14 protein-coding genes are annotated in these 13,389 nt (G+C 60.6%); 9 read left to right on the top strand and 5 right to left on the bottom strand.

Features of this window, described 5'->3' with window-relative positions; translation table 11 throughout:
* Nucleotides 1-521: 521 nt before the first annotated feature.
* Nucleotides 522-1,310, top strand: coding sequence for a DUF3626 domain-containing protein (locus ON44_RS24690; RefSeq protein WP_245567319.1), 789 nt, complete (start codon nucleotides 522-524; stop codon nucleotides 1,308-1,310).
* Between the two features lie 140 nt (nucleotides 1,311-1,450).
* On the opposite strand, the gene ON44_RS24685 is transcribed toward ON44_RS24690, so the two are convergent.
* Nucleotides 1,451-2,005, bottom strand: a complete 555-nt coding sequence (locus ON44_RS24685) for a GNAT family N-acetyltransferase (protein WP_040694231.1) — start codon at nucleotides 2,003-2,005, stop codon at nucleotides 1,451-1,453.
* On the bottom strand, nucleotides 2,002-3,387 hold the full coding sequence (locus tag ON44_RS24680) for an NsdA family TPR-like regulatory protein (RefSeq protein WP_040694228.1): 1,386 nt from the start codon (nucleotides 3,385-3,387) through the stop codon (nucleotides 2,002-2,004). The genes ON44_RS24685 and ON44_RS24680 overlap by 4 nt, the downstream gene beginning before the upstream one ends.
* Before the next feature lie 286 nt (nucleotides 3,388-3,673).
* On the opposite strand from ON44_RS24680, the gene ON44_RS50445 reads away from it, so the two are divergent.
* From ON44_RS50445 to ON44_RS24645, 8 genes are all read left to right on the top strand, one after another.
* Entirely contained in the window at nucleotides 3,674-3,841 is a 168-nt protein-coding gene (locus ON44_RS50445; protein WP_157187293.1) for a hypothetical protein, read from the top strand.
* 61 nt (nucleotides 3,842-3,902) lie between these two features.
* The gene (locus tag ON44_RS24675) at nucleotides 3,903-4,331 is read left to right on the top strand and encodes a DNA-directed RNA polymerase subunit beta (protein WP_245567318.1); all 429 of its coding nucleotides are present in this window, start codon (nucleotides 3,903-3,905) and stop codon (nucleotides 4,329-4,331) included.
* A gap of 217 nt (nucleotides 4,332-4,548) precedes the next feature.
* Nucleotides 4,549-4,809, top strand: a complete 261-nt coding sequence (locus ON44_RS24670) for a hypothetical protein (RefSeq protein WP_157187292.1) — start codon at nucleotides 4,549-4,551, stop codon at nucleotides 4,807-4,809.
* A gap of 3 nt (nucleotides 4,810-4,812) precedes the next feature.
* Nucleotides 4,813-5,064 (top strand): hypothetical protein, encoded by a 252-nt coding sequence (locus ON44_RS24665; RefSeq protein WP_157187291.1) that lies wholly within the window; start codon nucleotides 4,813-4,815, stop codon nucleotides 5,062-5,064.
* Nucleotides 5,065-5,101: 37 nt separating this feature from the next.
* Complete coding sequence (locus tag ON44_RS24660) at nucleotides 5,102-5,404, top strand: hypothetical protein (RefSeq protein WP_040694223.1); 303 nt, start codon at nucleotides 5,102-5,104, stop codon at nucleotides 5,402-5,404.
* A 172-nt stretch (nucleotides 5,405-5,576) separates the two neighbouring features.
* Nucleotides 5,577-6,650 carry a D-alanine--D-alanine ligase family protein gene (locus ON44_RS24655; protein ID WP_051182402.1) on the top strand — a complete coding sequence of 358 codons (1,074 nt, stop codon included), beginning with the start codon at nucleotides 5,577-5,579 and terminating at the stop codon, nucleotides 6,648-6,650.
* Entirely contained in the window at nucleotides 6,647-7,198 is a 552-nt protein-coding gene (locus ON44_RS24650; protein ID WP_083898117.1) for a cysteine peptidase family C39 domain-containing protein, read from the top strand. The genes ON44_RS24655 and ON44_RS24650 overlap by 4 nt, the downstream gene beginning before the upstream one ends.
* An 813-nt stretch (nucleotides 7,199-8,011) precedes the next feature.
* Entirely contained in the window at nucleotides 8,012-9,091 is a 1,080-nt protein-coding gene (locus ON44_RS24645) for an AlbA family DNA-binding domain-containing protein (protein WP_157187290.1), read from the top strand.
* Nucleotides 9,092-9,552: 461 nt separating this feature from the next.
* Here the strand turns inward: ON44_RS24645 and ON44_RS24640 are convergent, their stop codons facing one another.
* The 3 genes from ON44_RS24640 to ON44_RS24630 all read right to left on the bottom strand — a co-directional run.
* Nucleotides 9,553-10,995 (bottom strand): HEPN domain-containing protein, encoded by a 1,443-nt coding sequence (locus ON44_RS24640; RefSeq protein WP_157187289.1) that lies wholly within the window; start codon nucleotides 10,993-10,995, stop codon nucleotides 9,553-9,555.
* A gap of 880 nt (nucleotides 10,996-11,875) precedes the next feature.
* The gene (locus tag ON44_RS24635) at nucleotides 11,876-12,496 is read right to left on the bottom strand and encodes a hemerythrin domain-containing protein (protein WP_040694217.1); all 621 of its coding nucleotides are present in this window, start codon (nucleotides 12,494-12,496) and stop codon (nucleotides 11,876-11,878) included.
* A gap of 47 nt (nucleotides 12,497-12,543) precedes the next feature.
* A partial coding sequence (locus tag ON44_RS24630; protein ID WP_040694214.1) for an LLM class flavin-dependent oxidoreductase occupies nucleotides 12,544-13,389 on the bottom strand: 846 nt, incomplete at its 5' end.

Here is a 13,389-nt window from a genome sequence, read left to right as displayed (position 1 = left end):
GGGCGGCCTAACTACCGCCCGATGCGTGCACAATGATGAAATATCAAGTAAGGCAATAGAGTTCGCGGCCCAGCCGCGATTACGTATCGCGAATCCCTCAGCGACACGGAAACTCTCACGCCACGACGAACCGGGACCACCTACGCACAGGTGATCACTGCCGTTCCAAAATGCATGCGACAGCGGCACGATCCGTTCCATCCTTTCGTCTCGTGCCCACGCCGTCTGCTGATTCTCCCAACCTCCATGATCCTGATCTTGCGACCGAAAGCAAGGCCCCACATCGAATTTGCGCCGGTCGTGCCACCAGTCGTGGGACACCGACTGCAGGTGATCCACTGAGAGAACATGATCCAGATCCGTTGTGCGGACCGATCCTGGCGACGACAGCTGAACGCTCGGACATGTCGAGTTGCGTACATCCGATCCTCGAGCAGACTGTGCATGTGTATGGTGACCGCTCTTTCGTAAGCGCAACGCGGGCCGTGGAGTATGTCGCCACACAGTCTCAGGGGCGCTCGTTGGACTCCTCGGTACCGGTGACAGTGAACTTTCATCCCGATTGGCTGGTCGGGGACCGGCTCATTATTGAAGCCCTGGTCGATGATGGGTTTTACCGCTCGCAATTCGTCACGGGAACTAGCAACGGCGGCCTGACCGCGTATCCCGGTGGCGACCGTTGGCAGTGGGAGAGCCGGATGTTTGGCGGTGCCTATGACCAAGCACCAGTCGAACATCGCCCGGTCTACGGTGCGCTGAACTTCCGAAACTTGCCATTCGGCGCCGCGCCGCGGTTCGGATCAGCACATTTGCGATTGACCGCGGCAGTGTTGGACCGCGCGACATTCTGCTACCCCGACAGCCATCTGAACCCATCGAATTTCGGCGTGACATCACGTATGAGTCTTATCGCACTGGCCGAGGCAGACGCCGACACTGACATGCTCGATACCTACATCGAGGCGCACATCCACGGGCCCGTCCGGCTCGATCGGGATGTCGAGGCGATCGTGCTCGATCCCAGCCACCATGGAACCAGCATCGAGGCCGCCGCACGGAGGCTTCCGTGTGCTGTCGAGTGGCACAACGGATTTCACCTCAGCGTCGATTGTCTGCTCCGGTACCCCGGGTATCGCGGGGTTCAATACGTAGACCTGGGTATTTCGATCGCGGTGAACGGCGTACTGGACGCGTACCTCCTCGGCAAGGCCGCGCAGTCACGCGAATACGATCCCCAGTCATTGAAGAAAGTCTGGCACTATCTCGCCCGCTTCGGAACAAACCGACCGGGAAGACAAAACGCACCGTAGTGCCTCATGTCGGTCGTTCGAGAACGCAGCGTTCGCCAATCGATTGCGCGATAACCTGTTCCACTTCTGTACTGCCGTCGGTGTCCCACAACTGGCAACGTGGTGGTCCCACAACGGGGGTGGCAAACGACAGTGCGCGATCACCGCATCAGCTTGGCCATCTCGTCCATCACCGGCGAATCGGGAAACGGCTGGTCTTGCCCGATCACTCGCCAACCCCAGGACTCGTAAGCGGCTTTAGCTGGATTGCCGACCCGGACGAGTAGATAGGCCAACGGCTCAGGGTGTCCGGATAGCAACGCATCGTGGATGATTCGTGCATATCCGTGTCCCTGATAGTCGGGGTGAACGGCAAACTCGCGGAAGATATACACCAGGCCAGACGTTTCAACCGCAAGCTCGGGGTAAATGCGAACTGCCTTGTCCCATACCGCTTGCGGTCGGCCGTACCGGGTCCCGAATGCGTAACCGACCATCCGGCCGCCAACTCGTCCGGTGACAAGCTCGAAACTCGGGATTGGTGCGTACAGTTCTTCCAACCGCTCCCAGAACCTCGCGGGGCTGTACCACGGGTCGGCTTGCTGCTCGCGATGCGAGGCGAGATACACCGCCTTGAGTTCGTCAGCCAGCCCGAGCGTCGCGGCGGCATCGTGGCGTTCGGTACTCAACGGGCTGTTATCGGCGTCGGCCTTCATTGTTCGATCGCCCGCTGTGCACCGAAGGCATCGTCGCGCAGGAGTTCATGCAGCTCGCGGGCTGTCGGTGTGCGCCGTTGATCAGGCGGCACTGCGGCAAGCACCTGTTCCCCCAAGCCCATAACGAAGCGAGTACGGTGCTCGGTCGGAAGGTCATCCAAAGTTGTTGTCGCGTAGGCGGTTCCCCCGCACGGGTCGCCGCTACGCACCAGGCACAGCGCGCGCTGTAACTCGATCTGCACGGGTCCACGACGACTATTCGGCGGGTATAGGGCAAGCGCTGCTGACTGCGCTTTCTCGGCCTTTTCGGTCTCACCGAGATGGGAGTACACGAAGCTTTCCGCGAACCTGACTCGTTCCTCAGGGTAAGCCCAGCAGTGCCAGCCGTGATCGCTGGTTACCGCGGAAGGCAACGCGGCGAACGTCTCTCGTAGTGCAGTCAACGACACCTCGGCATCGTCGGCGTTGCCGAGGAGGGCGTGTGACTGCGCGCGAGCAGCGAGCAGGCTCGGACGCCCGATAATCGGGCCGTTGGCAATGAGATGGTCGGCTTCTGCAATGTTCTCGATGATGACGTGCGGGGACTCACCGTCATAGATGGCGCGGATTGCCTTACGACCCCGGATGTATGCCATCGCGTGCAGATCTCCCGAAAGGTCAGCTGCCTTGCGGGCGGTACGCCACCAGCGCATAGCCTCACGCCGCTGTCCACGGTCACCGATCGCTTGCGCCATGTACTGGCTCAGCAACGCGCCGATTTTGTACAGCTCGAGTCTCGCCCCGTCGCCCGATGACAGACTCAGCGCCATCTGCAGGCCCAGCACATCTACCAACAGCATTTCGTGCAGTTCGTCCGCAGTGTGCGTGACGTACGCGGATCCGTATTCCCGTACCACCTCACGCCAGTCGTCGAGATCGACCGACACCCCATCCGACATCGCGCGGTTGAGTCCATGGCGCGCTGATTCCAAGCCGAGCACTGCGCCTACGCCAGCTGCTGACGCGCTGAGCAGGAAGGTCCGGCGGAGCACGTCATCTACCTCTTTCCCTGCGCTCGGCAGGAACATCGGCGGGTCATTCGTAGATGCCCCCATGCTAACCACATCGCTACCGCGCTCGGCGGGCCGAAAACCGAGTTCGGCATCCGTCGCGACACCGAGCACTGCCCGCAGCCCTGCCCGGAAATCGGCGTTCGGCCAGCGGAAGACACCGCGTTCGAGCTTGCCCACGTAATTGCCGGACAGCTGGACCACCCGTCCGGTCTGCCGATACACCCACGCGTTCACCGCGTCCGCGAGTTCGGCCCGCGTCAGCGCGTGCCCGGTCGTCGCGGAGCGGATCCGAGTCCGCGCGGCGCTCAGCTGGTGATTCGGTTCGGACACCGCCCGCCCTCCCCTCGTTCGGCAACTTCCTCAAATCATTTCACCTAGATGGCGCGATAGCCGCCGAACGGGTGCGCCCTCCCTCGAACCTCCCCCAGACCTCCCTATTCCCGGCGTTCCCAAGCGGTCGCGTCAGGGCGGAGTCTGACAGAGCACTCGACACCGGGCGACGCCGGACCCACGTCCCGGCATCAAGCCCAGCAGCATCGTTTGGCCTTGGCGAAAGCATCCGGCGTCGGGTGCTCATGAATCGAATTGCGCAGGGAGCGAACGCGAAAGGGGCACCATGCTCAACCCAGAACGACAACTACCGCGCCGGATACCGCTCATTGGTCCGCCCGTCGCCGTCGCCGTCGACTTTCCCGCCGATGTGGTCGAGCGCTTCGCAGACGCCCTACGCGAGTGGGATACGACCGAGCAGAGCCGCACAGACCACCGCGACCAAGAGGTCTAATCCGATGGACCACATAGCATTTGGCGACACGCCCGTATCACGCTGCACCTACTACCGGCGCGTGTGCGATCTTCCCGCGAATATCGACCCGCCCCACCTCGGACGCATCGTCATGAACGCCGAATATGTGCTTGCACTGATGATGCCCGCCCCACTCGGTCAGGCGGTCAAGGTCGACATGCAGCGCCGACAGGCAGATATCGGCCCGATCCTGTCGCATCCGCGCTCCGGTCGTTGGACCTACCTTGTGAGGCCAGATCTCCCCGACGACGACAGCCTGTTCGCAGAAATGTTCCGGCTCAACGTCTCGGTGGTGCGCGCCGGAGGAACCATCGCATTGCCATCCCCAACGGATCGCGGCGGGATGTTCCGGCGCTGGGTCGAACCGCCCCGGTGCACGTTCCGCCCGTCTGGTCTGGTCGTGGTCGACGCGATACGGACACGCTCAGGTCAGCGTCCACCCGCGCAACGGCGGGCCGCTCATGGGTGAATGTCGTTGTTGCCCTTGGCTCTTGGCTCGGGCCGTTGATGTGCAGGGTCGGCGTCAACCTCGCCGACTGCACGTTGCACGCGGCTGTGCGCCTTTCACGGATCGAACTGATGGAGCGTTACCTCGAAGGCTACGAGTGGGCCGATACAGAACGGCTCGAGGAGGCGCGGTTAACCGAAATCCATTGCACACCAACGCGATACCCGGGAAGCTCGCAGTGTGGCAGCTCGTCAACCGCGCTGCCCGCATACTGCGCGTGCAGCTCACCACCGAAGCATTCACCGCCTACCGCCCGCCATCGCTGACCAAGCCGCCCGACGCGCAGCCCGGAACGATCATGTTCGACACATACCCGGATTTGGTCGACGCCCGCGAGCTGCTTTCCGAGCATGGCGACCTGTGGGACGCGGTACGCGAGGACTACTGGGCCGCCTTACTCAATCCGGCGGATCTCCCGTCGCCGGGCGTAGGCGGCTAGCAGATGACCGAATTGCGTTCCACACGAACGGATATCGCTCCATCGGTGCGGGCGCTGCTCGCTGCCTTCCATGAGGACACTCACAAGAAACTCGACCGTGCCCCCGTGGATAGCCGTCCGATATTTCAGCGCGCGGACGGCTCGATGATGTGGGTTGACGAGGACGGGTGGATATCCGACTCGGACTCAGACCTGGACAAAGCGGACGCCCCCACGATCACGCCTATCAGCGTCGTCGACACCGAAACGCCGTGACCGGGTAGGAACCGCGAACGCGAGCGAAGGACTCTCCATGCAACCCAAGGCAATCGGCCTGCTGCTGCTCGAAATCACCGGATCGGATCGGCAACGATACGAGCAGGTAATCAGACATCTGGCACAGCGCCAAGGCTACGAACTAGCCGGACTGCTCACCATCGGTACCGACACCTACATGCCGACGACACTGGTAGTCGAAACCGTATGCAAGGCAGGAGCTTCCGCCATCTTAACCCCCGACCTCGCCCACTTCGGCGGACACGCGAAGGCAGTTGCGTTGGCGTGCGATCTGGTGACTCCGGCTGGAATTGTGCCGCGTTCGGGCGGGCAACCGTGATCGCGCCCGAAGAGTGCGGTCCCAGGAGTGCGGGCACCCGCTTGGCCGAATAACCCACCTACACAACGTATTCGAGTGTCTCTTCCACGATTGGCCGCGGGTTGCTCTCTAACCGGCGCGGCTCGGACCTGTGTTCCAGAGACCACCCTCAGCCATCCCGAAGGAGCCCGACATGATCAACGTCCCCGCGAATTTGAAGGGCGTGCGCGTCGCAGTCCTGTACGGGCCGGTCTCAGAAGAGGATCGCGTCTACATTCGCAACACACCGCACGAGAAATGGTCGCTGACTGCGATCATGGAAACCCTCACCGAGTCCGGTATCGACGCCGAACACCTCGACCCGACCGCCGCCGATTTCGTCGAGCGGGTCCGCACGTTCGACGTCGCATACGTGAACGTCCACGGCCCCTGGGGTGAGGACGGCCGTCTTCAAGGTCTGCTGGACTACCTGCACGTGCCCTACACGTCGTCGGGTGTTCTCGCGGGCGGTATCGGTGCGGACAAGCTGGCCTCGAAGGCGGTGTTCAAATACGTCGGCATCCCGACACTGCGCGACTCCGGACTGATCACGGAATCGGCGATCCCGGCGTTCCCGATGCCCGCGATGCTCAAAGCGGTCGACGGCGGCTCCAGCGTCGGGCTGCAACGAGTCGAGACACTGACCGAAGCCGCCAACGCGGCGCACCGATTCCGTGAACGCGGATTTCGCCGATTCTTCCTCGAGGAGTTCGTCGTCGGTCGTGCGATGACAGTTGCGGTGCTCGGCACCCCGACCGGGCCGAAAGCGTTGCCGCCGTTGGAAGTCCTCACCGAACGCGATTACTACGACGAGGAAACCAAGCTCGGCGGCGGCGATGGTCCAGCGGTTACCTATCAGGTTCCCGATGATCTGGCATCGGCCACCCTCGACGCGATGTCCTTCGGTGCGCTGGCGGTATACGGATTCCTTCAGTGCCGTGGCGCGATCCGTATCGACTACATGGTCGATACGGCTGGTGTCGCATACGCGTTAGAGGTGAACACGACTCCGGGTGTGCAGCGGCACAGCAACCTGCCCGTTGCGGCCCACGCGGTCGGAATCGGATACCGGGAGCTGATCCTGATGCTGCTTGCGGATGCGATCGAGAACGGAGTTCGTCCTCCGTGGGCGCTCCGATCGCTTGTTGAGCAGCAACGCGGCCCCTCGCCCCAACTCGAGGCGGCGTTGCCCTACATTGAGCGGGCTACCCCGGATCGAACGGAGTGAGATTGCACCGCCTTCCGCTGGATGTCCACCGGTTCCCGCAACACTTCACCGACGACGAAACCGACGACTCTGGTTTCCCATGGCCCGATGGCGGCCCACAGACATGGGGTGATCGGTGTTGCGGCATTGCGTGCCTGCGAATGCTGCTCCAGTTCCATGGCCTGCCGGTGCCGCTACAGCGTGAACTACTCCGAGAGGGGTTGGACACCAACGCGTATGCCACCGGGGTGGGCTGGACACACGCCGGACTGGTCGCGCTGGCCACACGGCACGGCCTCGCCGGTACTGCCGAAGCGGTCGACCGCTCCACACTTCAGAGTATGGCCGCTGACGGCATACCCAGCATCATCTCCTGCACGTGGCAACTGCCTGAAGACGGCCGCAAGGGCGGGCACCTGATCGTGTTTACCGGCGAGGCAGATCGCGACGGTGACACCATCGCGGGATTCGCCGACCCGTCCCGATGGGGTGCCGAGCATTCGGAGGTCCCGGCGCGACGGTTCTGGGCCAGTTGGACCGGGCGCGCGATCATGCTGCAACCGACCTGATCCAGGCTCCCAGCACCAGCTGCAAAGGGACTCTTCCCTACGAACAGAGGCCCCGGTTCCAGAACAGATCTTGAGGCGAGGGGGCCTTCGTCACCTGATCCCGGCACGCGTGAGTTCCCCGTCGTGCCGGATTCGCCGCCCCACTCCTGGAGCCTTGCGCCGTAGTGCCTGCCGGGATGCGTCGCTGGATGTGCGGGGAATCCGATCAGTCCCGCGAAATCTGTTGTCCCGCAGGCTTGATGGGTTCATGTAGAAGAGTGAGAAGAATTTGGGAGCCCCCGGAAGAGAAAGAAAAGAAGAAAAAGAAGCCGGAAAACCCAAGTATGAAAACTTGCCGAATTTCCCTCTACAGAATCAAGAGCGGCGCGCATGCGCGCGCCGCCCGGGGTGCCCGCCCTCCCGCTCCGCTCCCGGGCGGGCACCCCGGCGCAGAACCAGGATGGTGACCGAACTACCTCACCGGCCCACGCACAACCCACCGCGGAGTTGATCAGGTGCCCAAATCATCGGCGAACCGCTCCAAAGTACTGCCGCACCCCTTCGGGGCTTGCCATCTAACCCCCCGTGGTCCCGCCGACGACCAAGGCCTCCAGCGCCAGGCAAGCTGTGCGAAGGCATATCGGTTACGGCGGTCATTGAAAAGCAAGGGTGCTTACCGAGTGCTCGGCTGCCCGTCATCGTGCGGCACGCGGTCAACCAAGTACCAGCTGTAGTCCTCATGGCGCTGGTCCCGATCTCGTGTGGGTATCGGACCGGCTGTGTCATGACCTAAACCGGTAGTGCTGTGTCGGTCCTTTTGGGAGGATGTTCGGCATGCCTATTCGCGCTGAACTGTCCGACGATCACCGATTCGTCGTCGTTACGGGTGATGATTTCCCGACATTGCAGCTGGAAGAATTTACCAATCCTAGCAACATTGCAAAATTCCGCGTGGACGAACTGATTAACGCGTTTCGCGAAGGCCTCCAAGGAGCCGATTATATCGGAGTTGGAGTCTATGGCGGGGAAGAATTTCGCTGGGGTGTCTTGAACTTTAAGGCGGTGAATTTCGGTCGAATTGAAATCGCGATGGAAGTCATTTGTCCCGCCGGGGAGCCATCGCATAGTGCGGTCTTACTCGCGAAGAATATTATAGAGAGAAACTTTACGGACGGATTGGAGTTTTCAACCATCAGATACACCGAATATGAGTACGTCTGGTGTATTGAATTTTATGTCGAACATGTTGAGTACGAATTTCATGAACTATTCGATTTATTCGATGGCATCGCCCGGTTGGTCGATCTCGAGAATCCGAGACGTGTCGTCGATCTGGGGTCGGCCCGACGCGCGCTCACAGGAGGTGTCCCCGAGCTGTTGGTGGGGCTACTGGAGAATTCATGGTTGGACGCCAAGTCGCAACTTTACGATCTGACCAAACATTCTCAGCGGATCGAGCTTGCAAAAGATGTTGCTCAGTTCGCCAATAGTCCGGGTGGAGGTCTGCTCGTAATCGGGATGCGGACGCGTAACAGCGGTGGCGGCGACCGGATCGAGAAATTGGTACCGACGACTCTACCGGGTAAGATCATCGAACGCTATAGAAAGACGATCGACCAACGAGTATTTCCGCCGATTACAGATCTTGAAATTTCCGTGTGCAAGGCTTCGCGGGGCGAATTGTTATATGTCTACGTCCCTCCGCAGTCTGAGCGTGCCCGACCTTTCATCGTGGAGGGGACGGCAGCTGGGGAGGAACTATATGAAAATTTCTTTATGATACCGCAGCGGCGCGGCGACGCATCCTATTCAGTTTCAGCACGATCCCTTCATTCATTGATTGCGGGCAAGCTCCTGTATGACGCCGACGACAGCGATAGGAATCTTGATCCACAACCAGGCCACTCGTCATGAAGGCGGGTCCTTCCGGCTCCGCGGGTAAAGGCCCGGCCGTAGCGCTGTCGCTGCGAGCCGGGTCTTCCATTGGCTATGGACTCAAATCACCTACATCGCAAAATGTCCGGTAGACAACTAGGCGAGACGCGATTTCCGCAGGTCAGACCGCCTATCCTGGAATAGGCATCGACCGGGGTGAAGTTCCGCATCACACCGCATTGGCGGTGTGAATCGGGAAGTACGTGATGAAGATGTCACCCCGCCGATGTGCGTCGCTCCTCGCTCCGCTGCAGCCGGGCGCGGAAAGATGGGGCCAGGGATTCCCGACACCACCATCACTCGCCCGACGCCCAGCCGAGTCAAGGGCGGGCGCTGTCGAGCTCTACGACGTAGCGCTGCCGCGACCCTTCGGGGCTTGCCATAGCTGATACGGCCCAACGTCAGGCGGGAGGCCAAATCTACCTTCCGAACTTTGTGGATCATCTATCGTCGAAGTCAAGAACATTCGATTGGATTTCTGGACTCAGATCCAAGATGCGCAGAGCATGGGCTCGCACTACTGATTGAAGGGTTCTGGCAACCTCCGCTAGTTCCCGATAGTCGTATGTCCTATTTCCGTGGGCCAGGTCGTTCCTGATTATTCTTAAGGCAGCTTCCATCGACACCTCGCGTTCTTCGCATACTTTAGTTACCAGGGAGGATGCACGTAGAGCAGGAGCCGGATTTACCGGCAACAATGCGAACATTTCTTTCAACCGATCATCCAAGCTGATCGGTGACATTTTAAACTGCGACTTGGCGAATTTGCGGTATTTACCGGTCAGAAATTTCATGCACGCGCTTATTACTTCATTTCTGGTTTTCTGGAAGGAGGCGAGCCTGTCGTTAAGTATATTTTCTCGATTCGAGATGCCTTCGAGTGCTTGGATTAGAAGAAGGAAGCGCGCCCTCGGATGCTGATCGGCGCCCAGGGAATAGGGGTCGTACGTATACACTAGCGGATTCTGTTCATCCTCCAATATTTGCCATTTCTTGACCAGTTCAAGGAGGGATACGTTGTCGCGATCTACCTTGAGTGCTGAGTCCTCTCGTTTAGGCAGGCGTCCTTTCGGCGGGAAGTAGGGGGATTGCGAGATTGGCGAAGCGAATACCTGGCAGAAGTAGGGGTCTCCATCGCCATCTGGTTGAACCTCAAGGTATGTAACTTGTTCTTGGCGGCCGGTGAGAACCGATATTACTCGGAAGAGTGTCCGCACCCAGTTGTTGTAGGCTTGTAGAACTTCCTCGGGCCTATTGAGGCTAATCATTATTATTGGAGTGCAGCGCACTCCAAATTCATACCCACCGGTGACTGTCGCGGCGAAAATGTAATCGATTGTCATCGTGGCGGTTTCGTCGGACCATTCACATCCGCCGGATCTGACTTGTGCCGAAAAGCGATTCTCCACATCGTCGCGAAGTCTATTCGGGAAAGTTGTGCTCACTATTGGAGCGCTGGCGGATATTCTGTCGATGTTCGAAATTTGAACTTTGATGGCTTTTATTTTCGAATCATTCAATTTTTCCACTTCGCGCCCGACCAGCGCGACGGCCGCGAAGATGGTTGCATTTCCCTCGGGGAACCGGAATCCAGGGAAGCCCCACAGGCCGAAGGCTTCAATGGTCACATCAAGGAGCAAAATTTCCGCTCCAGTGGCCATCTCTCCGCGAAGACGTTCGAAGTGCAGCCTTTGCGGAAAGCCGCCTTGGGTAATGCCTGGTATAACATCGGAAATTCGGCCCTCGGGTTGTTCCTCGCTACGGAGGTCAACCTCACCCGTGCAACTTCGGAATGCACCCGAACTTGGGTCAGGGATCAACCATTGGCAAGCGAACGTGCCAGTCGGTTGCTTGAGCTTCAGCGGGTTGTCATCAGGATCCATCTATACGACCACCATCCCGGTTCTCGCCCAACGTGATTCAGGTGGGTTCGGTATCACCCGGCGCCATTCTAACTTCCCAAGGCGAGGATTTTGGGAGTGTGTAACTGAGATATTGACCCTGCGAGCTGTGCTCCATCCCGCCGTTGCAAAGCCGGTGTGCTGCCTGGTCTCGGTGAGTCCACGTTGCGCGGGCCACCTTCAAACCGATGGTGCAGCCTTACCCATTGCTTACACCGGCGAAGTCGCCATCGGCTGTCACAACCAAACCGCCGCACCTACCCGCATTGACCGCTGCCTGCCGCCGCCCGGCAACCAGGTGAGAAACTCGGTCCGCATAGCGGAGGGTTAACCAATGGTGGAAAGTCATGGCGTGTCACGTATTGGACACGCCGATGCCAGCCGCAGGATGCTCCCAACTAAGTCCCAACAAATTCCACCAACGTGGCGATCTACCGTATGTGTGTTCGATAGTCCTGAGTAGTCGATTGTCGTCGTATGAGCTGGTCAGGTGATATTTTTCCGACAGTCGAGTCGTTCGTAGTTGTCTGTGGTAGTCATGAGTTCTCGTAATGTGGGGGTCAGGGGTTCGAGTCCCCTTAGCTCCACTCGATGACAAAGCCGCAGGTCGAGACCTGCGGCTTTGTTCGTTTCCGGCATTGCAGGAACACCGAACCCGCTCGGGCCGGTGGTCATCGTCAGCCAGTTCCTCTCAACCGCTGATGCCGGAAAACACGGGCAAGATCAACCCGACCGGAAGACCGGGAGCAACCTCACCCGAGATCGACTTCCGGCCAGTCGATTCCGCCGATGAACAGCGCAAAACACTGCCGCCAGCGCTGCACGGCCCCACGCGCTGCGAGGATGGCTCACCGCACCGACGTCATCGCCTCCAGGGTGACCGGCGTCGATAGCGGGGTTCCCAGATCAGGCGGTGGAGTACTCGCACGGGCGGCGGGACCAAGGTGAGTACGGCGGTTCGAGTCTCCCGTGAGGCGTCGTCCAGCAGCCACGGGAAGAACCATGCCACGCCACGGATGCCGACGCTGCGGCGTTGCAGGTCGGTGAAATGCTGCCATTGGCCTGCCGTGAGTGTCTGCTGGACCAGCGGCAATGCGGCGGACTCCTCGTGGTCGAGGTGATCGGTCAGAGTGGCGGCGAGTTCGTCGAAAAGCGCTCCCAGACGCGCGGGTGAACCCTGCGGCAATACCGTGCTGATCTGGTCCATCAGCGGATCCAGCCGGGTGTGCTCGTCGGCCATGGTCGCCAGCAGCTTCACATCCTGGTGCTGGTCGCCGAGCGCGGCGTGCATCGGCGGCCAGAGCAACCGATCCTCGGCGGTGTGGTGCACGGTCAGGTAGCGGGTGAATGTTTCCCATCCGGTGCGTAGTGCGTGGCGGGTATCCGGATCGTCGGCGTGTGCCGCGGCCGCCCGCATCCGGGCGAGATCGCGGCGAAACGCGTTGTGCACCACGAACATCATGGTGAGGTCGGGTTTGTCCATGATCGGTCGTCCTTCATCGTGCTCGGAGATTCGGGAACGGTCGTATGTCAGCGAAAAGCCGGCATGACGTGTTCGGCGTAGGCCTTCAGCTGGTAGTGGTGGGCGTCGATGCGTTCGCTGTCGGGCAGTGACTGGCCCCAGGTCTCGTAGATCAGCCAGTCCAGCGCGCCGCCGCCGTAGACACTCGCGACTTCGGCGACCTGATCGTGCACTTGTTCGGCGGTCCCGCACAGCAGTTGGCCGCTGTCGATCATTCGCTGGGTCAGGGCCCGTGCGTCGCCGAGATCGAATGGCCGGGTGGGGTCGTCGGCAGCGGTGCGGAACACTTCGGTGAAGCCGAACTTCTGGAAGAAGTTCTGGTACCAGAACCCGTATGTGCGCACGGCGTAGTCGAATGCCTGCTGGAAGGTGTCGCCGAAGGCGATCTTGACCAGCATGCCGAAATTCTCCCCGATGCGCAGGTCCCGGCCTGCCGCGTGGGCGGTCTCGCGGTAGAGCAGGGCGGTCTCGCGGGCTCGATCGCGGTTTCCCGCCGCCAGGACCAAGGTGCGGCCGTGCCGAGCGGAGTCGATCGCGGTCTGCTGCGAGAACGTGTTCGGAATGAAGATCTTCGGGACTTCCAGTGGTTTCGGGACGACGCCGATCTTGCGGACGGTGCCGTCGTCGTCGACTTCGCCGGCGCTCCCGTAGGTGCGTGTCCAGTCTGCGAGCGCCCAGTCGCGGATCCCCTCGGCCGGATATGGTGCCTGGTAGGACTCGCCGTGGTGGTTGAACGCATCCGGCGCCCAAGCCTTTTCGATCACCGCTAGGTATTCGTCGAATCTGGCGCGGTTGCGCTGATCGGAGGCCGGATTCAGTGCGACGACGTGCTCGGACTGGGTCAGGGTCTGCAT

The sequence above is a fragment of the Nocardia vinacea NBRC 16497 genome (genome assembly GCF_000308835.1).
Taxonomy (GTDB): Bacteria; Actinomycetota; Actinomycetes; order Mycobacteriales; family Mycobacteriaceae; genus Nocardia; species Nocardia vinacea.
Note: the sequence above shows the minus strand (reverse complement) of the source record. Positions and strands in the feature narration are given on the sequence as shown.

Excerpts from the sequence above, each read along its gene's own strand:
- ON44_RS24660 (WP_040694223.1), top strand. The coding sequence starts at position 5,102 with ATGCAACCCAAGGCAATCGGCCTGCTGCTGCTCGAAATCACCGGATCG.
- ON44_RS24635 (WP_040694217.1), bottom strand. The coding sequence starts at position 12,496 with ATGGACAAACCCGACCTCACCATGATGTTCGTGGTGCACAACGCGTTT.
- ON44_RS24640 (WP_157187289.1), bottom strand. The coding sequence starts at position 10,995 with ATGGATCCTGATGACAACCCGCTGAAGCTCAAGCAACCGACTGGCACG.
- ON44_RS24645 (WP_157187290.1), top strand. The coding sequence starts at position 8,012 with ATGCCTATTCGCGCTGAACTGTCCGACGATCACCGATTCGTCGTCGTT.
- ON44_RS24685 (WP_040694231.1), bottom strand. The coding sequence starts at position 2,005 with ATGAAGGCCGACGCCGATAACAGCCCGTTGAGTACCGAACGCCACGAT.
- ON44_RS24655 (WP_051182402.1), top strand. The coding sequence starts at position 5,577 with ATGATCAACGTCCCCGCGAATTTGAAGGGCGTGCGCGTCGCAGTCCTG.
- ON44_RS50445 (WP_157187293.1), top strand. The coding sequence starts at position 3,674 with ATGCTCAACCCAGAACGACAACTACCGCGCCGGATACCGCTCATTGGT.
- ON44_RS24665 (WP_157187291.1), top strand. The coding sequence starts at position 4,813 with ATGACCGAATTGCGTTCCACACGAACGGATATCGCTCCATCGGTGCGG.